Here is a 20,643-nt window from a genome sequence, read left to right on the forward strand (position 1 = left end):
GTCAGGACGCGCGGGCCAGCTGCCGGATGGGGATCCAGCGGGACGCGAGCCTGCGGTAGGCGGCCGCAGCCCCGGTCATGTCACCCTCCGCCAGGCACTCGATGCCCAGCCTGATATCCATGGGGGATTCGTCCGGGTAGACCTTGTCTGCCACGGCGCCGTAGTCCAGTTCCACCATGGAGTTGACGTGGAACAGCTCAAGCCACTCCGTCAGCTGCGCCAGGTCGTCAAGCATGTCCAGGTCCGGGGCGGCGAGGGCCAGGTTGGCCACCGCGTAGCGGGCCCGTTCCAGGGCATCGGTGATGGGCGCCCAGACCCGAACGGTGAGGATGCGCCCAGCGGCCTCCACCACATCCTTGCGGTCCGACTCCATGAACAGCGAGAACCAGCTGAACGGGATTCCCCAGGTTGACGCCCGCGTATGTACCCGGATGGATCCGTCCCGGGCCTTCACCTGGTCGATCCGTTCCTGGTGCCGGTCACGCTGCTCCTCCGGGATCAGCAGCTCGGCCAGGGGGCCATGGATTCCCTCCATCAAGGCGTTGGCCGCCAGTCCGGCGCGCAGGACAAGCTGGCTGGGGCAGTACAGGAGGACGGGCTCGGCCTCGGCGTCAGCACCGTCGTCGGGCGCTCCACCCTCCGGGGCCGGCACGGTGGTGACGCGCACCAGGTCCGTGCGCCCCGTGGGGAAGGGGTCCCCGCCGGAGCGGGTGATGCGGCCCAGCGAGGCCAGCAGTTCAGCGTTTTCGACGGCGGCACGCGGGACCGCCCGGGCCCCCGCGGCCTTGATGGCCGGACGCTGGTCCTCCGGAAAGGCTTCCAGGGGTTCGTAGACGCGCAGGGTTGAGGAAAATGGCAGGCCGGCCTGGCCCCGATAGAGGTTTCCCGTCATTACGGTCTCCTTGAATGGGTCCAGGATGCAGTCATCAGTCCGCCAGTTCCACCAGCACGGGAGCGTGGTCCGAAGCGCCCTTGCCCTTGCGTTCCTCGCGGTCGATCGAAGCCCCGGTGACGCGCGCGGCCAAGGCGGGGGAGGCCAGGATGAAGTCGATCCGCATGCCCTCCTTCTTGGGGAACCGCAGCTGGGTGTAGTCCCAGTAGGTGTAGACGCCGGGGCCCGGCGTGTAGGGGCGCACCACATCGGTGTAGCCGGCAGCTTCGAACGCGTGGAACGCCTCCCGTTCTGGCGGGCTGACGTGAGTTGCGCGGTTCCGGATGAACAGGTCGATGTCCCAGACGTCGTCATCAAAGGGCGCGATGTTCCAGTCACCCATCAGGGCCACCTGCGCCTGGGGGTTGTCCGTGACCAGGGCCTGGGCGTGCGTCTTGAGGCTTTCCAGCCACTTGAGCTTGTACGGCATGTGCTCGTCGTCCAGCGAACGGCCGTTGGGGACGTAAAGGCTCCAGACCCGGATGCCGCCGCAGGTGGCAGCCATGGCGCGGGCTTCCTGCACGGGATCCTTGCCCGCCTTGCCGAACGAGGGCTGGTCCAGGAACGTCCGCTCCACGTCTTCAAGCCCCACCCGGGAGGCAATGGCTACGCCGTTCCACTGGTTCACCCCGAAGTGGGCCACCTCGTAGCCCATCCGTTCAAAGAGCTCCCAGGGGAAGTTATCGTCCTTGCACTTGGTCTCCTGGATGGCCAGGACGTCGCAGTCGCTGCGCTGGAGCCAGGCTTCAACACGGTCGGCGCGGGCACGGAGCGAATTCACATTCCAGGTAGCTATCTTCACGGTTCCTAACTTACCTTGGCAGCCGCAGGGCGGGTAAAGCCTTGGCCGTCCCCGCGTCCGCGATCCGCCGTGGTTGGTTCCGGGCGTGAAGGGGCGGGTATATTCGCAACAGAATGACCTGGATCACTCATCCGGCCACCATGCGAAGGAGCACCCAGCCGATGACCGCAGCCAAGGACAGCACAACGGACAACGCGGCAGGGGACGGAAGCGCGGACGTACTCTTTGAGCGCCGCGGCCGGCTGGGCGTGATCACCCTCAACCGGCCCCGGGCCGTCAACGCACTTACCGCGGGAATGGTGGAGCTGCTCCTGCGGCAGCTCACCGCATGGGCAGGGGACGACGGCGTGGCCACCGTCCTGGTCCAGGGCGCCGGGGAGCGGGGCCTGTGCGCGGGCGGGGACATCGTGGCCATATACCGGGACATGCTGCACGGCGGGAACAGGACGGCCCACTTCTGGCAGACCGAGTACCGCCTGAACTCGCTGATTGCCCGGTACCCCAAGCCGTACGTCGCCCTCATGGACGGCCTGGTCCTGGGCGGCGGGGTGGGCATCTCCGCGCACGGGGACGTCCGGGTGGTCACCGAGCGGACCAGGATGGGGATGCCGGAGACCACCATTGGCTTCGCGCCCGACGTCGGCGGGACCTTCCTGCTTTCACACGCACCAGGCGAGGCGGGAACCCACGCGGCGCTTACGGGAGCACACCTGGCAGCCGGGGATGCCCTGTTCCTGGGCCTTGCCGACCACTACGTTCCGTCGAACGCCCTGCCGCGCCTCGTGGCTGCGCTGGAGAAGGAAAGCCCGGAAGACGCCGTCGCCCGTTATGCCGGGCAGCCCCCTGCCTCCATGCTGGCCGGGCAGCGGGAATGGATCGACTCCTGCTACGCCCCGGACGATGCTGGAGAGATTGTCCGGCGCCTCCGGGCGTGGACCGGGCCCGGACGCGACGATGCCGCGGAAGCCGCCGCCACGATCGAAGCCAAGTCACCCACCTCGGTCACGGTCACCTTGGCGTCGCTGCGCCGCGCGGCCGGCCTGACCCTGGATGAGGCCCTGGCCCAGGAGTACCGGGCCGGGATCCGCTTCCTGGCCGCACCGGACTTCCGCGAAGGAATCCGCGCCCAGGTAGTGGACAAGGACAGGAACCCGCAGTGGAAACCTGCCACGCTGGCCGAGGTGCTTCCCGCCCAGGTGGAGGGGTTCTTCCAGCCCCTGGACGGCGGGGAACTGGACCTCCATGTCCCGCCTGAGCTGCACCCCCGGCTTGAACCGCACTCCAACCCCGACCTGCAGATGAAGGAGACGGACCATGCCTGACAAGAGCGGTGTGGCCTTCCTGGGCCTTGGACACATGGGGCGTCCCATGGCCCTGAACCTGGTCCGCGCCGGTTACCGGGTTGCTGGTTTCGACGTGGTCCCTGAAGCCCTGCAGTCGGCCCGTGCACAGGGTATTCCGGTGGCAGGGAGCGCCGTGGAGGCGCTGGCCGGTGCCGACGTTGTCCTCACCATGTTCCCCAGCGGCCGCCACGTCCTGGACGCCTACGTGGGCGGTGCAGACGGACCCGGGCTGCTGGCAGCGGCGCCGGCCGGGACGATGTTCCTGGACTGTTCCACCATCAACGTCGACGAGGCCAGGGACGCCGCCCGCCTGGCCATCGAAGCAGGCCACCGCTCCGTTGACGCCCCCGTTTCCGGTGGCGTGGTGGGGGCCGAAGCAGGCACCCTGACCTTCATGGCCGGCGGCGACGGGGCTGACTTTGAGGCGGTGCGGCCGCTCCTGGAGGTCATGGGCAAGCGGGTGGTGCACTGCGGCGGACACGGAGCCGGCCAGGCGGCCAAGATCTGCAACAACCTCATCCTGGGCGTCTCGATGATTGCGGTCAGCGAGGCCTTCGTGCTCGGCGAAAAGCTGGGCCTGACCCACCAGGCCTTGTTCGACGTCGCTTCCGCCGCGTCCGGCCAGTGCTGGGCGCTGACCACCAATTGTCCGGTGCCCGGACCGGTTCCCACCAGCCCCGCCAACAGGGACTACCAGCCGGGCTTTGCCGCAGCGCTGATGGCCAAGGACCTCAACCTCGCCGTCAACGCCCTGGACAGCACAGGGGTGGCGGGACAGATGGGAGCGCTCGCCGCCCGGATCTACGATAGGTTTGCCGCGGAAGGCGGCGCGGGCCGCGACTTCTCGGCCATCATTACGGACATCCGCGACGCCTCCGGGCAGCATGCAGCGAGGCAGCAAGAGCCGGCGGCGGGGGAGAGCACCGGCACGGAAATGCCGGGCCGGCCAGGGACCACAACAGCACACGACGACGGGAGCCCCGAATGACGGAGTACGCCAACATCCTGGTGGATCAGCAGGGCAGGGTAGGGCTGGTAACCCTCAACAGGCCGTCGGCGTTGAATGCGCTGAACAAGGCCACCATGGAGGAGTTGGTGGCCGCCGTTACCGCCATGGATTCCGATCCCGGTGTGGGTGCCGTGGTGATCACCGGCTCGGGCAAAGCGTTCGCGGCCGGAGCCGACATCAAGGAAATGGCGGACCAGGGCTACATGGACATGTATGCCGCCGACTGGTTCCGGGGCTGGGAGGACTTTGCCCGGCTGCGGATTCCCACCATCGCTGCGGTGTCCGGGTTTGCCCTGGGCGGCGGCTGCGAACTGGCCATGATGTGCGACCTCATCATCGCCGGGGACAACGCCAGATTCGGCCAACCGGAAATCAACCTCGCCGTACTCCCCGGCATGGGCGGCTCGCAGCGGCTCACCCGGGCCGTGGGCAAGGCGAAGGCCATGGACATGATCCTCACCGGCAGGTTCATCGAGGCGGAGGAAGCCGACCGGTGCGGGCTGGTGTCCCGTGTGGTTCCGGCGGCGGACGTCGTGTCCGAGGCACTCAAGGTGGCAGGGGTGATTGCCGCCAAGTCCAAGCCCGCGGCGATGGCTGCCAAGGAAGCTGTCAATGCCGCCTTTGAAACCGGGCTGGCCCAGGGGGTGTTGTTCGAACGGCGGCTCTTCCACTCCCTGTTCGCCACGGAGGACCAAAAGGAAGGCATGGCGGCGTTCGCCGAGAAGCGCCAGCCGGAATTCAAGCACCGGTAACCCGGGCGCAGGGGACGGGACGGGCGTATGTGGACAATCTTGACCGGTGCAGCCAGCCCCACTGAGGGACTCACCGGAATCGTCGGGTTTGCGGCGAGGGCCATCGACACTTTGGGGGAGTGGGGCGTGGGGGGCTTCACGCTCGCCGAAACCGTGGTGCCTCCCATCCCCAGCGAGGTGATCCTCCCCCTGGCGGGATATCTGGCCAAGCAGGGCTCCCTGAACCTTTTCCTCGTTTTTGCCACCAGCACCCTTGGCGCTTATCTGGGGGCGCTGTTCCTTTACTGGCTCGGCGCCAAGCTGGGGCTGGAGCGGTCCATCCGGTGGTTGTCCAAACTGCCCTTGGTGGACCGCGAAGACTTCGAACACGCGGCAGGATGGTTCCGCCGCCACGGCAGGTCATCCATCTTCTTCGGCCGCCTGTTGCCCGGCGTCCGCAGCCTCATTTCCCTTCCGGCGGGGGCGGCGGCCATGCCCTTTGCCACCTTCACCCTGTTCACCCTGGCCGGCAGCGGGCTGTGGAACGGCGCCCTCATCGGCCTGGGCTACCTGCTGGGCACCCAATACAGGCTGATCGAGGAGTACTCACGCTTCCTGAACTATGCCGTCTACGCCGGATTGGCCATTGCCGTGGTGCTGCTGGTGGTCCGGCGGACCCGGCGCGCCAAGGCTGATCGGGCGGGCGCCGGCAGCTCCGAGACCAGCCGCTAGGCTGCCTTCCGCCTCTGCCCTACAGATACTTCTCCGCAAAACTGCGAAGGGCCGCCCGAACGAAGCCCGCCCCCTCCACTCCGCCGTAATTGGCGGCGAAGCGCAGGTCTTCCACGTACATGTCCGCCAGCCCCAGGACGTATCCCTTGATATTCCCGCTGTTTCCGGCGGCCGGAGTCCCGGGGATGGACCTCAGCCAGTCGACGTGCCGCGTTGCCAGTTCCCGGGCCTCGGGACCGTCCGAAGCAACGCCGGAGCGGGCGGCAGCCTTCCAGTCGTTGCCAAGGGTTTCCACCTTGGACATCCACTCCTGCTTTTCGTCCGAAGCTATGCCGCGCCACCACGCGTCGGATTTTGCGTAGGCCTCCTTGCCCCACCGTTCCTCCACCTCATCCTTGTACTGGGTGTGGTCGAAGCCGTCGAACATGTCCTCTGCCATCAGTTGGCCTCCTGCCCTTACTGTTTCAATGGTTCGCCGCACGGATTGCATTTGCCGTGCCAGCCGCTGCTGCTCCTGTCCGAGCCACTCAAGATGACGGGTGAGCGCGGTGACCGGGTCAGCCTGCTGGTGGAAGACCTCCGCGATGGCCGGCAGGCCCAGGCCCAGCTCCCGCAGCAGGAGAATGCGCTGCAGTTGGAGGAGGGCGGCGCCGTCGTAATAGCGGTAACCGTTGCTGCCCACCCTGCTGGGCTTCAGCAGGCCGATGTCATCGTAGTGGCGCAGCGTGCGGCTGGTGGTGCCGGTCATCCTGGCTACGTCCTGGATGGACCAGTCCGTGCCGGTGTCGGGGATGTCTTCCATGCTCCGAGCCTAGGGTTTGACGCTGCGTCAAGGTCAAGGTCAAGGTCAAGGTCAAGGTTTGGAATTGTCACCGCGCCTGCCGGCGGCGCCTGGCCTGGGCCACCAGCCGCGTGAAAGCGAAAACAAACACTGCCTCGATCACAAGCATGAGGCCCGCCAGCAGCCACTGCTGCCGGCTGATGAACACAATGCACCCGGTCAGGGCCAGGATGGTTCCCAGCGCCAGGGCGTAAACGGCAAAGCCGACCGCCACCCGGGCGCTGCGTACCCCGGTGCGGAAGCCGAAACCGTAGGGCTCCCCGCCGGGCTGGCCGGGCACGCGGTCCGGTGCAGCGGGCCCCAGAGCGTCAAACTCCTCCCACGGATCCTTGTCCCTGTCCTGGTCCTGTCCGGTCATGGATCAATTATCCCAAAAGGGGAAACCGGAGGACTGGCCCCGGGAACACGTGCCCCACAAAACCCCCACATAAAAGCAGCGGCCCCTCCAACCTGAGCTGGAGGGGCCGCTGGATGGGGTCCCGGCAGGTGCCGGAGGCCGCCGAAGACTTAGAGCGGGCGGATGTTCTCTGCCTGCGGGCCCTTGGGGCCCTGGGTCACATCGAATTCGACCTTCTGGTTCTCGTCCAGTGAGCGGTAGCCGCTGGTGGCGATTGCCGAGTAGTGGGCGAAAACGTCAGCGGACCCGTCATCGGGGGCAATGAAGCCAAAACCCTTTTCGGCGTTGAACCATTTAACTGTGCCTGTTGCCATGGCTGCATTCCTTCATGTGACTCTGATTCTCTCCCCGGGGAATCATCCCGGAGTGCGCGGGAGTTAGTCCCCGCAGTCCCAAACGTACGGGGCACAGGGCCCGGGTGCAAGGGTAAGGGCCATAAACCGCGGTTACCGCATGCCCTCACGGCGTATCGCGGTGGCAATAGCGGCCGCCCGCGTATCCACTCCGAGCTTTGCGTAGATGTGCGCCAGGTGGGTTTTGACGGTGGCCTCGGAGATGAAAAGCCGCCGCCCGAGCTCCCTGTTACTGAGGCCTTCAGTGAGCAAACTGAGCAATTCTGCCTCCCGGGGGGTGAGGACTTCTTCGGGGTTGCGCAGCTGCTGGAACAACCGCGAGGCCACCGGCGGGCTCATCACGCTCCTGCCCTGAACCGCGCCGCGGATGGCGGCAAAGATTTCCTCCGGGGCGGCGTCCTTCAACAGGTAGCCCATGGCGCCGGAATCGACTGCGCGGACAATATCGGCATCCGAGTCGTAGGTGGTGAAAACCAGGATTGCCTGCCCGCTGTTGAGATTCCGGATCCGCCTGATGGCCTCGATTCCATCCATGCCAGGGCCCATGGCAAGGTCCATCACCACCACAGCCGGGAGGTGCGCATGCACCAGCTGCAACGCTTCCTCTCCCGAGGATGCCTCCGCCACAACCGCCAGGTCAGGCTGGGTTCCCAGCAACGCGCGCAGCCCGCTCCTGACCACAAGGTGGTCGTCCACCAGCAGGACCGTGATGCTGTTCATGCGCCCTCCAATGGCAATTGGGCCGCCACGATGGTCCCCTCGCCGGGGGCACTTTGGATCGAGAATATGCCACCCAGCTGCTCCACCCGCTGCCGCATGGCCCGCAGGCCGTAACCTCCGGCCGTCGACGGCGGAGCTGCCGCCGCCGGATCAAAACCGGCGCCGTCGTCGTAGATGTCCAGGGTGACGGCGTCCGGCAGGAAGCCCACCGTCAGGGCAGCGACTGAAGCCGCAGCGTGCAGCGCGGTGTTGGAGGCCGCACTCTGCACCACCCGCAGCAGTGCGTGCCGGATGTCCGGTGAGACTTGCCTGGGGGCTCCTGTCACCACAAGGGTGGCTTCCGGCAGGTATTGCCGGGCGGCCAGCAGCAGCGCTTCCGGCAGCGGCGTTGATTCCAGCCCGGGGGAAGCAAGCTCGTGGACCAGGCTCCGGGTTTCCGCCAGGTTGGTGCGGAGCAGGCTGGTGGCCTGGTGGAGATCCTGCTGCGCGGCGCCACTTGGCCAACCACGCCCCGCGGCTTCGAGCAGGAGCAGGCTGCTGGCGAGCCCCTGGGTGACGGTGTCGTGGATTTCCCGGGACACCCGCTCCCGTTCGGCGATGGTGCCGGCACGGCGTTCACTGGCCGCCAGCTGGCCTTGGGCCTCGGTAACCTCCGCATGCAGGCGGCGCTGCTCCTCGGCGTCGTGCTGTATCCGGTCATAGATGAGCGTCAGCATGACGCCTACGGCCACAGGCCCCAACAGCATGGCAAGGTCCGTACCGTTGCCCAGCCGGAACAGGCCGGCCGCGGTTGCCAGGGTGATGCCGCCCGCCAGGACGTAGGACGCAGCACCGCGCAGGGCACTCCTGCACAGGAAGAAGAGGGCGAAGGAACACCAGGCGAAGCTCGGTGCTGCCACCACCAGGACCGCCCAGACAGCCACCAACGCGACCATCCACGGCGCGCTGTGCCGGTCCCGCAGCGAGAGCAGGGCCACGACGGCGTACAGCAGGCAGGCGGCGGCGGCGAGTCCCAGGACCAGGACGTTGTCGGAAGGGGAATGCCGCATGACATAGCGCACCACCGATGCCACCAGGAGCACCGCGAAGCCCAGATGGACGGCGGCCTCAATGCTGCCCAGGCGGCCCTTGGGGGTGGGCGGCACCGGACGGGACGCGCCCCCGGCGCCCCCGGCGGCAACGGCGGCCGCCGGGCCGGTGGCCGGGGTGGAATCTTTGGCAGGCATGCGGGATCCGGATCTCGTGGTGGGAAGCACTGCCTTCCATGCTAGGGCTCCACGCCTGCCGGGTTCCTCAGCCTTTTGGCTGATACGGCTGGCCTTTCGGGCCAGCAAGGGGCAGCCGAAGGCCCGATGCCACGCCAACCGCTGCCGAGAAGGATGGAAACCGGCAACAGCACACCTACCAACCCAAGGAACGCACCATGAAGAAATCCCACAAGGCACTCACAGCCGCCGCAGCCGCAGCAATCCTGGTCACGGCCGGAGCCACGGCAGCCGCCAACGCCGGCACCGGCCGCGTCAGCGGCACTGAAGCGCCCGCCGTCGTGCCCGCCGTTGACGTGCAGCCGGCGCCGGAGACTGTGGTGCAGCAGAACCGTATCTCCGCCACAGCCTCCGCCCAGGCCGTCGCCGCGGCACTCGCCAAGTGCCAGGCGGACAAACTGCCGTTCGTCACGGTGGCGCTCGTTGACCGCTTCGGCACCGTCCAGGCACTGCTGCGGGGAGACAATGCCGCGGCGCACACCATTGAGGCCGCCAAGGAAAAGGCCTACACCGCAGCAGCTTTCGGCACCCCCACCAGCGAGCTGGCCAAGCGCATCAATGGCAATGGCCCCTCGATCGCAGACTTGCCGGGCACCCTGTTCCTGGCAGGCGGAGTCCCGCTGAAGGTCAACGGCGTTTCCGTGGCCGGCATCGGTGTGGGCGGGGCGCCCGATGGTGCCCTTGACGAAGCGTGCGCCACTGCCGGCGCCGAGTCCATCGCAGGCACTGCGAAATAGGCTGCGGTCCGCCGTCGTGAAAGCAGCCCACGACGGCGGACCGGTCCCGGACAGCTACACGGCCTCCAGGATGCTGACGTAATTGGCGATGCCCACGCCACCCATGTTCTGCACGGCTGCCCGGCGCGGAGCCGGGAGCTGCATGTCGCCCGCGGTGCCCGTGAGCTGCATGGCCGCCAGGACGTGCTGGGACACGCCGGTGGCACCCACAGGGTGGCCTTTGGACTTGAGGCCTCCTGAGAGGTTGATGGGAAGTTTCCCCTCCTTGTAGACCAAGCCTTCCTGGAGCGCCCGGGCGCCCTGGCCGGGTTCGGTCAGGCCCATGGCCTCGTACATGAGCAGCTCAGCGATGGTGAAGCAGTCATGGACTTCGGCCAGGTCCAGGTCCTCAATCCCGACGCCGGCCATCGCCAGGGCACGCTGCCAGGACACCCGCGTGGCTTCGAACGCCGTCGGGTCCCTGCGCGCCGCGGGGAAGAAGTCGTTGGCCTGGCCAAATCCGGCGAGCCGTACCGGTGCCGTGAGGCCTCCGGTTGGCGAAGTGGACAGCACGACTGCGGCGGCACCGTCGGACACGGGGGAACAGTCGGTCCGGCGCAGGGGATCGGCCACCATGGGGTTCTTGTCCGAGACGGTTTGGCAGAACTCCTCGCCGAGGTCCTTGCGGAGCTGGGCGTACGGGTTGTCCACGCCGTTGCGGTGGTTCTTGGCCGCGATGGTACCCAGGACATCGCCCAGCTTCCCGTCAGCGTCGTAGCGTTTGGCGTAGTGCCTGGCCACTTCCGCGAAGAGTCCGGTGAACCCGGTGGTGGAGGGCCTGCCGGCCATGTCGTAGTCGGCGCCCAGCAGCCCGGCGCCCACCACATCAGCTCCCGCGTGGGTCATCTTTTCGGCGCCGATCACCAGGACCGTTTTGGCGGTTCCGGCGAGCAGTGCCTTGGTGCCCTGCTGGAAGGCCGCCGAGCCCGAGGCGCACGCGTTCTCCACGCGGGTGGACGGGACGTTGGCCAGGTCCGGTGACACCTGCAGCGCCAGGGAGGATGGAAACGCCAGCGGCATCATGCCGGAGTTGAACTGTCCCACGTAGATTTCATCGATCCGGGCCGGCTCAATCCCTGCGCTGCTGATGGCGTCCGTGGCCACCTGGACGATGAGGGATTCCAGGGTGTCGTCGGTGAGCTTCCCGAACCTGCTGTGACCCCAGCCGGTGATCAGGACATCCTTGCCGAACTGCTTTTTGAGGCTCATGCCGAGGCTCCTTCCAAGGTGGTGGCTGGATCGAGGGAGGGGGCGACCTCAAAGCCGGCTTCGGTCTTCTCCCGGATGTCCTCCACGGTGACCCCCGGTGCCAGCCTGGTCAGCGTGAGCTGCCGCCCGCCGTCGTCCTTTTTGTGAAGGTCGAAGACGGCGAGGTCGCTGATGATCCGGTCCACGCAGCTGAGCCCGGTCAGCGGCAGCGTGCATTCGCGGACGATTTTGGCGGTGCCGTCCTTGGCGTTGTGTTCGGTGAGGACCACCACGCGCGGCGTTCCTGCCACCAGATCCATGGCACCGCCCATGCCTTTGACCATCTTCCCGGGGATGGTCCAGTTGGCCAGGTCGCCGTTGCCGGAGACCTGCATGGCGCCCAGGATGGCCACCTTGACGTGCCCGCCCCGGATCATGCCGAACGAGGTGGCGGAGTCGAAGATGCTGCCGCCCGGCAGGACCGTGACGGTCTGCTTGCCGGCGTTGATGAGGTCGGCGTCCTCCTCGCCCTCGTACGGGAACGGGCCCATGCCCAGCAGCCCGTTCTCGCTCTGCAGCACCACCCGCACGCCCTCGGGCAGGTTGTTCGCCACCAGCGTGGGGATGCCGATCCCCAGGTTTACGTAGTCGCCGTCGTTCAGTTCCTCGGCCGCAATCGCAGCCATTTCATCCCTGGTCCATCCCATGGGTTTTCTCCTTTGGTCGTCTTGGCTGTAATTCAGTTGGGTATTACCGGCGGCACGAACTCGAACGTCATTCCCAGCAGCCAGGCGAGCAGCAGGACCACCGGCAGGTGGAACAGGAACTGCTGGAACGTGAAGCCCACCAGGTCCCGGGCGCGCAGGCCCAAGACGGCCAGCAGCGGCAGCATGAAGAACGGGTTGATGAGGTTGGGCAGGGCCTCGGCCATGTTGTAGATCTGCACGGTCCAGCCGAGGTTCATGTTCACGTCGGTGGCGGACTGCATGACGTACGGTGCCTCCACCAGCCACTTTCCGCCGCCGGACGGAACGAACATGCCAAGGAGTGCCGTGTAGATGGCGATGATGACCGCGAACGCCCCGTTGCCGCCGATGCTGGTGAAGAAATGGGCCAGATGCTCCGACACCGAGAGGCCGCCCGCGCCGGTGGCCTTGGTCAGGATGGCCGCCATCGCGGCATAGAGCGGGAACTGGACCAAAATGCCTGCGGTTGCGGGCACGGCCTTGGTCACGGACTGGAGGAATTTGCGCGGGGTTCCGTGCAGCACAAGCCCCAGCATCAGGAAGACCAGCAGGTAGCCGTTCAGTGAACTGACCACGCTGAGGATGGGCAGGGTCAGGAGTTGGGACACCAGCCACCCCAGCGTCAGAACCCCGGCCAGGACGGGGAGGACCCTGCTGTATTCGAGCCACTCGCCGGGGCGCGACTTCTCGGCCGGCGGTTCGGGCTGGTCATCAAGGTCGACGCCGAGGTCGGCCGCGGTTTTGACGGCGCCGCCCGTGGGGGCGGAGAAGTGGGCAATGACGGTGGTCAGCAGCATCAGGATGACCAGGGTCAGCAGGGACTGCCAGGTGAAGATGGTGGTGCCGAAGTCCAGGACGCCGGTGATCTTCAGCAGCGCCGGGGGAATGGAGGCCTTTGTGGCCTGGAGCTGGGCCGCGGAGGAGGACATGCCCAACGCCCAGACGGCGCCCAGCCCCATGAAGGCCGCTGCCCCGAGCGCCCGGTAGTCGACGTGCAGATCCGCCCGGCGGGCCACGGCACGCGCCAGGAGGCCGCCGAAGATCAGGCTCAAACCCCAGTTCACGAACGACACCGACATGGACATCACGGCAACGAAGCTGACGGCGGCGCGCGCGGAGTTTGGCACCTGCGCCAGTCGGTCAATCAACCGGGCCACGGGCGGCGAGGTGGCCACCACGTAGCCGGTCAGCACCACCATGGCCATCTGCAAAGTGAAGGCGGTGAGGTCCCAGAAGCCGTTTCCGAAGGAGTCCACCACTGCCTTGGGAGAGGCGCCGATGGCGAGTGCTGCGATGGCCACCAGCAGCACGCCTGCCAGGGCGAAGATGTAAGCGTCCGGGAACCACTTCTGCGTCCATCCGGCCAGCTTTTCAGCCATCAGGGCCAAGCCCTTCTGGCGGACGTCCGGTTGGTCGAGCTGGCTGGTGGCCATGGCGGTGTTTCTCTCCATTGAGTGATGTTCTTCCGTTGTTGGGGTGGCCGGCGTCGGAGGCCGGTCAGGCGGAGACGAGGCCGGCGCGCTGCCGGACGGTCCGCTGCTCGATGTCCTTGACCCGGTCCGACGCCTGCACCAGCCGCTGGACGAAGACGCCGGGGGTCGCAACGTGGTTCGGGTCCAGCCGGCCGGGCTCCACGATCACTTCCGCCTCGGCGATGGTCAGTGTGCCGGCTGTGGCCACTACGGGGTTGAAGTTCCGGGCCGTGTAGCGGTAGATGAGGTTGCCGTCCGTGTCAGCGGTGTGGGCATGGACAAGCGCGACATCGGCCCGGATGGCCCGCTCCTGGACGTACGTTTCGCCGTCGAACACCTCGTGCGGTTTGCCTTCGGCAACCAGGGTGCCCACGCCGGTTTTGGTGTAGAAGGCAGGGATGCCGGCGCCGCCGGCGCGAAGCCGCTCGGCCAGGGTGCCCTGCGGAGTGAATTCCACCTCCAGCCTGCCGGCAAGGTACTGCTCGGCAAACAGCTTGTTCTCGCCGACGTAGGACGCGATGACCTTGCGGACCTGGCCCGCCTCGATCAGGATGCCCAGCCCCTTGCCGTCCACGCCCATGTTGTTGGACACCACGGTGAGGTCCCGGACGCCGGAATCACGCACAGCTTCGATCAGGTCGGCCGGAATGCCGCTCAGGCCAAATCCTCCTACGGCGAGGGTGATGCCGTCCTGCAGGGCCCCTTCCAGGGCGCTGGCGGCGGAAGCCTGGAGTTTCTTCATGTCGTCTCCTCGTTGAGCACGGTGGTGTCCACTAAGTGGATGCCGGGGATCTGAGTCTGGAGACTACGGGCGCATTATTGCGCCTGTCAAGGACCACGGCGTGGCCTATTTACAGTGTGGACAGTACGATGGCGTGTATCCATATTGTGGACATTAGGAGGGTTTATGGCCATGCAGGTGCAGGGCGCGCAGGTGGTAACGCGGATCGCCGGCCTGCTGCGGCTGGTGGGCAGGAGCTCGGAGGGAATGCCCCTGGTGGACCTCGTGCGGGAATCCGGGCTTACCCGTCCCACGCTCCACAGGCTCCTGACGTCCTTGGCCGCGGAAGGCCTGCTGGACCATGATCCCGTGACGGGGAACTGGGTGCTGGGCCCCGAGATCCTCCTGATGGGCTCGGTGGCTTCGGCGCGGTTTCCCCTGGAGGACATCGCCCGGCCCAGCCTCCGCCGGCTGGCGCAGGCCACGGGCGAGAGCGCCTTCTTCTCCATCCGCCGCGGCGGCGGGACGGTCTGCCTGCTGCGTGAGGAAGGCAGCTTCCCGGTCCGCTCCTTCGTCCTGCACGAGGGTGTCCGGTTCCCCCTTGGCGTCGCGTCGGCCGGGACGGCCATCATGGCCTTCCTGCCGGAAAGCGAGCAGGAGGAAATGCTGGGGCGCTGGAGCGAACACGCGGGCGAGTTCGCCGGGAACCATACTCCCGAACTGGTGCGGAAGAACCTGGCCCGCACCCGGCTGGCCGGCTATTCGGTGAACCCCGGCCTGGTCCTGGAGGGAAGCTGGGGGATGGGTGCGGCGGTGTTTGACCGCTCCGGGAAACCGGCTTGGGCATTGTCGTTGACGGGCATCGAACCACGCTTCAAGCCGGAACGGCAGGAGGAACTCGGCGGCCTCCTGATGGCGGAGGCGCACCGGATTACGCAGCAGCTTGGCGTGGGCGGCGACGCCGGGCGGCGGCCCCGCTGAGCCTCCCCGGCTCTGGCCGCGAACGACGACGGCGGGCAGCACCTTCCGGTGCCGCCCGCCGTCGTTCTCCCCGAAGACGTGCTCCCCAAAGGTGGGGAAGTCCGCCGAGGCTGCCTAGAGGCCCACGCGGGGCTCCTCGGGGCCCTGGTCCTTCCACCACGTGTCAAAGATGGTGACCGGCACGGTGCGCTTGTGGCGGGTCCGGAGGTACTTCTGTTCGATGGAGTCGGCAACGGCGTCCGGAACCTCGCGGCCTTCGAGGTAGTCGTCGATCTGGTCGTAGCTGAGGCCCAGTTCGTCCTCATCGGTTCGGCCTGGCCGGTCATCGAGCAGGTCGGCGGTGGGTACCTTCTCCCAGACGCGCGCCGGCGCTCCAAGTTCAGCCAGCAGGGCGCGGTTCTGCCGCTTGTTGAGGCCGAACAGGGGCAGGATGTCCGCGCCGCCGTCGCCGTACTTGGTGAAGAAGCCGGTGACGGACTCGGCGCCGTGGTCGGTGCCAACCACCAGGTAGTTGTGCTCGCCCGCCAGCGCATACTGGGCGATCATCCGGGTGCGGGCCTTGGTGTTGCCCTTGTGGAAATCGGAGATCTCCGAGCCCACGGTCTTTTCGAACTCGTCTTCAAAACCGTCCACGGCGGCGGAGATGTTGAACGTCCATTCCGTCTTGGCCTTGATGAAGTCCAGGGCTGCCTGGGCATCTTCCTCGTCGTGCTGCACTCCGTAGGGAAGGCGGACGGCCACGAAATTGGCTTCCACGCCTTCGGCCTCAAGCTCATCCACCGCCAGTTGCGCAAGCTTGCCCGCAAGGGATGAATCCAGGCCACCGGAAATGCCCAGGACAAAGCCCTTGGTGTGGGTTGCCTTCAGGTATTCCTTGAGGAACGTGACGCGTTTGCGCACCTCCCCCGCGGGATCGATCCGGGGCTGAACGCCCATTTCTTCAATGATTTTGGCCTGGAGTTCGCGCATGTTGTCCAGCCTAGCCAGCACTGTCAACAACCCTCAACTGTTCCGGGCGGCCCCTGCGCGGCGTAGCGTAACTGCATGGAGCGGACAGGGTGTGCCGTGGTGGGCGGAGGCCCCGCGGGAATGATGCTGGGACTGCTGCTGGCCCGGGCCGGAGTGCAGGTGACCGTCCTGGAGAAGCACCGCGACTTCCTGCGCGACTTCCGCGGCGACACGGTGCATGCCTCCACCATCCGCCTGATCGACGAACTTGGCCTGGGCGCGGGATTCCGCAGCCTGCCCCAAAGCAGGCTCAACAACGTGGCTGTTCCGGTCCCCGGCGCCGGCCTGGTCACCCTGGCGGCCTTCGACTCTTTGAAGCCCCCGTATAACTACGTGGCCATGATGCCGCAGTGGGACTTCCTGGATTTCCTCGCCTCGGCGGCCGCTGCGGAACCGACGTTCAGCCTGCTTATGGAGAGCGAGGCCACCGGCCTGGAGTTCGACGGCGGCCGCGTCACCGGAGTGCGCTACAGGGCCACGGGCGGGGCCGGGCCGGGGGCGGAACACGTGCTGCATGCAGATGTGGTGGTGGCCGCGGACGGGCGCCATTCAGTGCTGCGGGAGGCGGCGGGAATGCGCACCAGGGAGTACCCGGTGCCGTTCGACACCTGGTGGTTCAGGCTCCCGCGCCACGCTTCCGAGCAGGGCGAAGTGGCGGGTGTGGTGCCGTCGCTGGGTGACGGGGACGCCATGATTGCCCTGAACCGCACCGACTACTACCAGCTGGGGTACCTCGCCCCCAAGGGCTCGGATGCCGGGATCAGGGCCGGCGGCGTGGAACGGTTCCGGCAGCGCGTGGCGGCACTTCGTCCGGATCTCGCCGACCGCGTCGACTCCATTCGCAGCCTGGACGACCTTCACTGGCTGGACGTTAAGCTGAACCGCCTGCAGCGCTGGTACACCGACGGATTCCTGTGCATCGGGGATGCAGCCCACGCGATGTCACCGGCCGGCGGCGTAGGCATCAACCTGGCCATCCAGGATGCAGTGGCGGCCGCCGAACGGTTGGCCCCGGACCTGCGGCGGGGCCACGTGCGGGCCAGGACCCTCGCGGCAATCCAGCGCCGCCGGCGCATGCCTACAGTGGTGGTCCAAACCGTGCAGCGCATCCTGCACAGGGTGGTTTTTGTTCCGCTCTTCGCCGGGAGATTGTCCGGGGCGACCCTGGCCGGCGATGGTGCCCGGACTACGCTCTCCATCACGCGGATGGTCTTCTTCATCCTGCGCCACAACCCCGTGGTCAGGCGTGTCCTGCCGCGCGTCATCGCCTTCGGGCCCCGCCCCGAGCACGCGCCAGGCTTTGCCCGCCCACTCACCGTCCGCCCACCCACTAAACTTGAGCCCATGACTTCGCCCTCTGACACTGCGGTAGACACCGCAGCTGCCCGCGCCCGCCTGCTCGAACTCATCAAGGAACTCGCCGTGGTCCGCGGCAAGGTGATCCTCTCGAGTGGGGCCGAGGCTGACTACTACATCGACCTCCGCCGCATCACCCTGCACCACGAGGCCTCCAAGCTGGTGGGCCAGGTCATGCTCGCCCTGGCGGACGACGCCGGGATCGGCTTTGAGTGCGCCGGCGGCCTCACCATGGGTGCTGACCCGGTGGGCACTGCAGTGATGCACGCTGCCGCTGATGCCGGCCGTGCCGTGGATGCTTTCGTGGTCCGCAAGGCCCAGAAGTCCTACGGCATGGGCCGCCAGGTGGAGGGCCCCTCCGTTGAAGGCCGCAAGGTGCTGGTCCTGGAGGACACCTCCACCACGGGCGGTTCCGCGCTGACGGCAGTGGAAGGCGTCCGGAAGGCCGGCGGCAACGTGGTTGCGGTGGCAGTGATCGTGGACCGTGACACCGGTGCCAAGGAAAAAATCGAAGCCGAGACCGGCGTTCCATACCTGTTTGCGTTCAGCAAGGACGAGCTGGGGCTGTCCTAGGTCCTGCTGCGGACCCGGGAAATCGCCTGGGAACAAGTATGCTGGCCGTTGGCCGGGCTGTTGGCGCTGCTTTATGATGTCCTTTAACACTTTTCAGTTGCTTGGAGATCATGCATTTGCTCCCCCCAGAACAGCCTTTGAGCGCAACCGACCAGGTCCAGAACCTCATCCTGGAAAGCGCTGATTTTGAGGACTTCCTCAACGAACTGGCCCGTTTCTCCGCCCACCAGATGGCAGGCGACGGTGACGACGCTCTGTGTGGCATCACCCTGCTCCGTGACCGCAAGGCGGCCACCATCGGGTGGAGCAGCGATTCGGCGCGGGAAGTGGACGAAATCCAGTACTCCTTGTCTCAGGGCCCCTGCCTGACTGCTGCGGAGGAGGAACGCGAAGTCCACGTTCCCGATCTGCTGGAGGAGAACCGGTGGGGTCCCGATTACGCAACGGCCGTTGCCGCCCATGGCCTGCGTTCGGTGCTTTCCCTCCCGTTCACCCTGCAGGGCGAGGCCAAGGCGGCCCTGAACCTCTATTCCGATGTTCCCCGGAAGTTCGAAGGACGGGCCACGGCAAGGGCCCGGGACTTCACCCGTGAAATTTCGCAGGCCCTGCGCCTTGCCGTCCGGTTCTCCCTGCATGCGGACAGCGCGTCGAACCTCCGGGCCACGCTGGAGTCCCGCACCATCATCGACATCGCCGTGGGCATTGTCATGGCCCAGAACCGCTGCAGCCAGGCGGCTGCCGTCGAAATCCTCACCGAGGCATCCAGCAACAGCAACACCAAGCTGCGGGACATCGCCAAGTCCCTGGTGGACTCAGTGGGCGGAGCCGGTGCCCGGACGCACTATGAGGAGCCGGGAAAGGTAATCCGCGCGGCCCGTTCCTAAGGGTTGGGTTGTGCAGGGGCTCCCGCGGAGGTTAGGCTTGCGGAGGTTGAGCCGTCGGCCATAGACCTCTTTTGGAGTACCTATGGACCGAGCATTAGACGCAGTTGTTAATTTTGATGTCCCTGCAGACATCGTCCGGATTGAAGTCCGGGGGAGCCTTGACAGCGGTTCCCGCCCCCACCTGGTCCACATCATCCGCCGTGTCCGGCGAATGGGCATCCGCTGCCATATTTGCGTTGACCTCTCAATGGCGGACCTGGTGGAGTCAACCGCGCTGGCCGGCCTGCGCAGCGACCTGAATGCGCTGGATGCCAACGCGCTGCCGGGAGCCTGTGGTGCAGGCGTTTCCCTGCAGCTGGTACCCGCTGCCCACAATGCTTCCTTGAACCGGCCATCCGGCGAGCAGCCACTTCCCCTGGACGGCGACGTCCGTGAGCTGTTCCCCGGAGGCCGCTTCGCCGGGGAGTATCCACACCTTCCTGTCATGTGGATCGAGGAGTTGTACGGGCCGCCCCTTACGGAATACTCCAACGAGGAGCTCCTTGCCGCCAGTGACGCGCTCTTCGCGCTGCTCGACAATCCAAACACCCAGGACAGTGCCGACCTGCTGGGCCGCTACAACGACATCGGCCTGGAGATCCATCGCCGCCGGCAGGAACCCACGTCCCCAATCCCCGCCGCGGAGGGCCAGGCCGCCTGCTGACCCCAGCGTCACCGAACGGTTACCCCCGCCCGTTGCGGCGGTACGTTTGGGTGGGTTTACGGTAGGAGTGTGCCGTATGAGGGGGAGGTAAGTCCGCAGGGCGGGCGCGGGGTTTCCCACGCCCGGCTGCTGGCGGAGGCGGCTGCGCTGAAACGCTTTTCGCGGCGCACGTTCCTGGCGGGTGCAGGGGCGTCCGGGCTGCTGGCTGCCGACATGCTGGTTACCCGCGAGGTCCAGTCGCAGCGCCGGACCACCAGGATCCTCAGCGTTGCGGACGACTTCGCGGACGCCTATTACCCGGATGCCAGCTGGTTCCTGTTCCCGGGGTACAAGACCAGCTGGGAAGAGGCACAGTGGATCCTCAACACCCTGCGCGGGGCGCTGAACAAGCGCGCCCGGCTCGCCGCCGTCGGATATTCCAACCTGGGGCTGAACATCACGGAGGTGGTCAACGCGATCACCGACTACATTGCCGAAGAGAAGATCACCAAGCTCTTCTTCTACGGGCACAGCTTCGGCGGGATGCTGGCCACCCAGGTGGCTGCCCGACTCCTTGCCCTGCAGGGAGTCCAGGTGCAGTTCATCCTCCTGGACTCCAGTCCCTACAGTGCGCACGACGTGCTGGACCAAAGCTGGTTCGACGGCGTGGTGTTCCTTTACGAGCGCGGCGTCAGGTTCCCGTCCACGCTGCGAGGTGGGTATGAGCTGGGTGAACGGATCATCCACAAGGACGAACGGAGCTGGCGGCAGGTCCTGGACCAGACCCTGGAGCAGCTGTCCCCGATCGCACCTTCCAGCGTCCTGATCCAGACCGAGTCCGCGTATATCTACCACTTCGAGGGAAGCCAGTTCGCCGGGAAGCTGGGCACGGCCAAGATGGCCTATATCGGGAACCCCAAGGACAGGACGGTCGACTACGAAACCGCGGCGGAAACCTGGGCCGTGGTCTTCAAGGACAACATGGTCTCAAGCAACCTGCAGACCACCGGCGCGGCACCCGCCCACGCCAGCCCCGGCTGGAATCCGCAAGTCTACCGGCCCCTGGTGACGGAACTGCTGGACGGGTTCTTCCCGCTGCCCCGGGGCGGCTCCCGGGTGAGCATCTTCTAGT

Annotated in this window: 22 protein-coding genes and 1 pseudogene; 11 read left to right on the forward strand and 12 right to left on the reverse strand. The window is 66.7% G+C overall.

Going from position 1 to position 20,643, the window contains the following annotated elements:
• Position 1: 1 nt before the first annotated feature.
• Both ACEN9K_RS03680 and ACEN9K_RS03685 read right to left on the reverse strand, forming a co-directional pair.
• Complete coding sequence (locus ACEN9K_RS03680; RefSeq protein ID WP_495635190.1) at positions 2-892, reverse strand: DUF8083 family protein; 891 nt, start codon at positions 890-892, stop codon at positions 2-4.
• Positions 893-926: 34 nt separating this feature from the next.
• Positions 927-1,733, reverse strand: coding sequence for an exodeoxyribonuclease III (locus ACEN9K_RS03685; RefSeq protein ID WP_142069132.1), 807 nt, complete (start codon positions 1,731-1,733; stop codon positions 927-929).
• 161 nt (positions 1,734-1,894) lie between these two features.
• Between ACEN9K_RS03685 and ACEN9K_RS03690 the strand changes: the two genes are divergently transcribed.
• From ACEN9K_RS03690 to ACEN9K_RS03705, 4 genes are read left to right on the forward strand one after another with little or no spacing between them, the layout of a single operon-like run.
• Entirely contained in the window at positions 1,895-3,055 is a 1,161-nt protein-coding gene (locus ACEN9K_RS03690; RefSeq protein WP_268003479.1) for an enoyl-CoA hydratase/isomerase family protein, read from the forward strand.
• The gene (gene mmsB, locus ACEN9K_RS03695; protein ID WP_495635191.1) at positions 3,048-4,064 is read left to right on the forward strand and encodes a 3-hydroxyisobutyrate dehydrogenase; all 1,017 of its coding nucleotides are present in this window, start codon (positions 3,048-3,050) and stop codon (positions 4,062-4,064) included. The genes ACEN9K_RS03690 and mmsB overlap by 8 nt, the downstream gene beginning before the upstream one ends.
• Complete coding sequence (locus ACEN9K_RS03700; protein WP_495635192.1) at positions 4,061-4,837, forward strand: enoyl-CoA hydratase; 777 nt, start codon at positions 4,061-4,063, stop codon at positions 4,835-4,837. Before mmsB ends, ACEN9K_RS03700 begins: the two co-directional genes overlap by 4 nt.
• Before the next feature lie 27 nt (positions 4,838-4,864).
• A complete protein-coding gene (locus ACEN9K_RS03705) occupies positions 4,865-5,548 on the forward strand; it encodes a DedA family protein (protein WP_495635193.1) in 684 nt (227 codons plus the stop codon).
• A 19-nt stretch (positions 5,549-5,567) separates the two neighbouring features.
• On the opposite strand, the gene ACEN9K_RS03710 is transcribed toward ACEN9K_RS03705, so the two are convergent.
• From ACEN9K_RS03710 to ACEN9K_RS03730, 5 genes are all read right to left on the reverse strand, one after another.
• On the reverse strand, positions 5,568-6,350 hold the full coding sequence (locus ACEN9K_RS03710) for a MerR family transcriptional regulator (RefSeq protein ID WP_495635194.1): 783 nt from the start codon (positions 6,348-6,350) through the stop codon (positions 5,568-5,570).
• 67 nt (positions 6,351-6,417) lie between these two features.
• Positions 6,418-6,747 (reverse strand): hypothetical protein, encoded by a 330-nt coding sequence (locus tag ACEN9K_RS03715; protein WP_018771687.1) that lies wholly within the window; start codon positions 6,745-6,747, stop codon positions 6,418-6,420.
• Between the two features lie 149 nt (positions 6,748-6,896).
• Positions 6,897-7,100 (reverse strand): cold-shock protein, encoded by a 204-nt coding sequence (locus ACEN9K_RS03720; RefSeq protein WP_009357211.1) that lies wholly within the window; start codon positions 7,098-7,100, stop codon positions 6,897-6,899.
• 132 nt (positions 7,101-7,232) lie between these two features.
• Positions 7,233-7,859 (reverse strand): response regulator, encoded by a 627-nt coding sequence (locus ACEN9K_RS03725; RefSeq protein ID WP_495635195.1) that lies wholly within the window; start codon positions 7,857-7,859, stop codon positions 7,233-7,235.
• Complete coding sequence (locus ACEN9K_RS03730) at positions 7,856-9,085, reverse strand: histidine kinase (RefSeq protein ID WP_208324275.1); 1,230 nt, start codon at positions 9,083-9,085, stop codon at positions 7,856-7,858. Before ACEN9K_RS03730 ends, ACEN9K_RS03725 begins: the two co-directional genes overlap by 4 nt.
• A gap of 197 nt (positions 9,086-9,282) precedes the next feature.
• Here ACEN9K_RS03730 and ACEN9K_RS03735 point away from each other — a divergent pair, with 197 nt between their 5' ends.
• Positions 9,283-9,861 carry a GlcG/HbpS family heme-binding protein gene (locus ACEN9K_RS03735; protein ID WP_018771684.1) on the forward strand — a complete coding sequence of 193 codons (579 nt, stop codon included), beginning with the start codon at positions 9,283-9,285 and terminating at the stop codon, positions 9,859-9,861.
• A 54-nt stretch (positions 9,862-9,915) separates the two neighbouring features.
• On the opposite strand, the gene ACEN9K_RS03740 is transcribed toward ACEN9K_RS03735, so the two are convergent.
• From ACEN9K_RS03740 to ACEN9K_RS03755, 4 genes are read right to left on the reverse strand one after another with little or no spacing between them, the layout of a single operon-like run.
• The gene (locus tag ACEN9K_RS03740) at positions 9,916-11,109 is read right to left on the reverse strand and encodes an acetyl-CoA acetyltransferase (protein WP_495635196.1); all 1,194 of its coding nucleotides are present in this window, start codon (positions 11,107-11,109) and stop codon (positions 9,916-9,918) included.
• Positions 11,106-11,795 carry a CoA transferase subunit B gene (locus tag ACEN9K_RS03745; protein ID WP_134165185.1) on the reverse strand — a complete coding sequence of 230 codons (690 nt, stop codon included), beginning with the start codon at positions 11,793-11,795 and terminating at the stop codon, positions 11,106-11,108. Before ACEN9K_RS03745 ends, ACEN9K_RS03740 begins: the two co-directional genes overlap by 4 nt.
• Positions 11,796-11,827: 32 nt before the next feature.
• Entirely contained in the window at positions 11,828-13,285 is a 1,458-nt protein-coding gene (locus tag ACEN9K_RS03750; RefSeq protein WP_235509820.1) for a short-chain fatty acid transporter, read from the reverse strand.
• A 46-nt stretch (positions 13,286-13,331) separates the two neighbouring features.
• Positions 13,332-14,048, reverse strand: coding sequence for a CoA transferase subunit A (locus ACEN9K_RS03755; protein WP_018771680.1), 717 nt, complete (start codon positions 14,046-14,048; stop codon positions 13,332-13,334).
• Positions 14,049-14,213: 165 nt separating this feature from the next.
• On the opposite strand from ACEN9K_RS03755, the gene ACEN9K_RS03760 reads away from it, so the two are divergent.
• Entirely contained in the window at positions 14,214-15,008 is a 795-nt protein-coding gene (locus tag ACEN9K_RS03760) for an IclR family transcriptional regulator (RefSeq protein ID WP_495635197.1), read from the forward strand.
• 114 nt (positions 15,009-15,122) lie between these two features.
• On the opposite strand, the gene nadE is transcribed toward ACEN9K_RS03760, so the two are convergent.
• A complete protein-coding gene (gene nadE / locus ACEN9K_RS03765; RefSeq protein WP_018772237.1) occupies positions 15,123-15,977 on the reverse strand; it encodes an NAD(+) synthase in 855 nt (284 codons plus the stop codon).
• 75 nt (positions 15,978-16,052) lie between these two features.
• On the opposite strand from nadE, the pseudogene ACEN9K_RS03770 reads away from it, so the two are divergent.
• The 5 genes and pseudogenes from ACEN9K_RS03770 to ACEN9K_RS03790 all read left to right on the forward strand — a co-directional run.
• Positions 16,053-17,312: pseudogene (locus ACEN9K_RS03770) on the forward strand (FAD-dependent oxidoreductase); the annotation flags it as partial.
• A gap of 48 nt (positions 17,313-17,360) precedes the next feature.
• Entirely contained in the window at positions 17,361-17,945 is a 585-nt protein-coding gene (gene pyrE / locus ACEN9K_RS03775) for an orotate phosphoribosyltransferase (protein ID WP_495635676.1), read from the forward strand.
• A gap of 110 nt (positions 17,946-18,055) precedes the next feature.
• Positions 18,056-18,829, forward strand: coding sequence for a GAF and ANTAR domain-containing protein (locus ACEN9K_RS03780; RefSeq protein ID WP_056392235.1), 774 nt, complete (start codon positions 18,056-18,058; stop codon positions 18,827-18,829).
• A gap of 82 nt (positions 18,830-18,911) precedes the next feature.
• Entirely contained in the window at positions 18,912-19,532 is a 621-nt protein-coding gene (locus tag ACEN9K_RS03785) for a hypothetical protein (protein WP_026266219.1), read from the forward strand.
• A 69-nt stretch (positions 19,533-19,601) separates the two neighbouring features.
• Positions 19,602-20,642 carry a thioesterase domain-containing protein gene (locus ACEN9K_RS03790; RefSeq protein WP_018772232.1) on the forward strand — a complete coding sequence of 347 codons (1,041 nt, stop codon included), beginning with the start codon at positions 19,602-19,604 and terminating at the stop codon, positions 20,640-20,642.
• The last annotated feature ends 1 nt before the right edge of the window (position 20,643 follow it).

The sequence above is a fragment of the Pseudarthrobacter sp. Pseusp20 genome, from assembly GCF_059492155.1.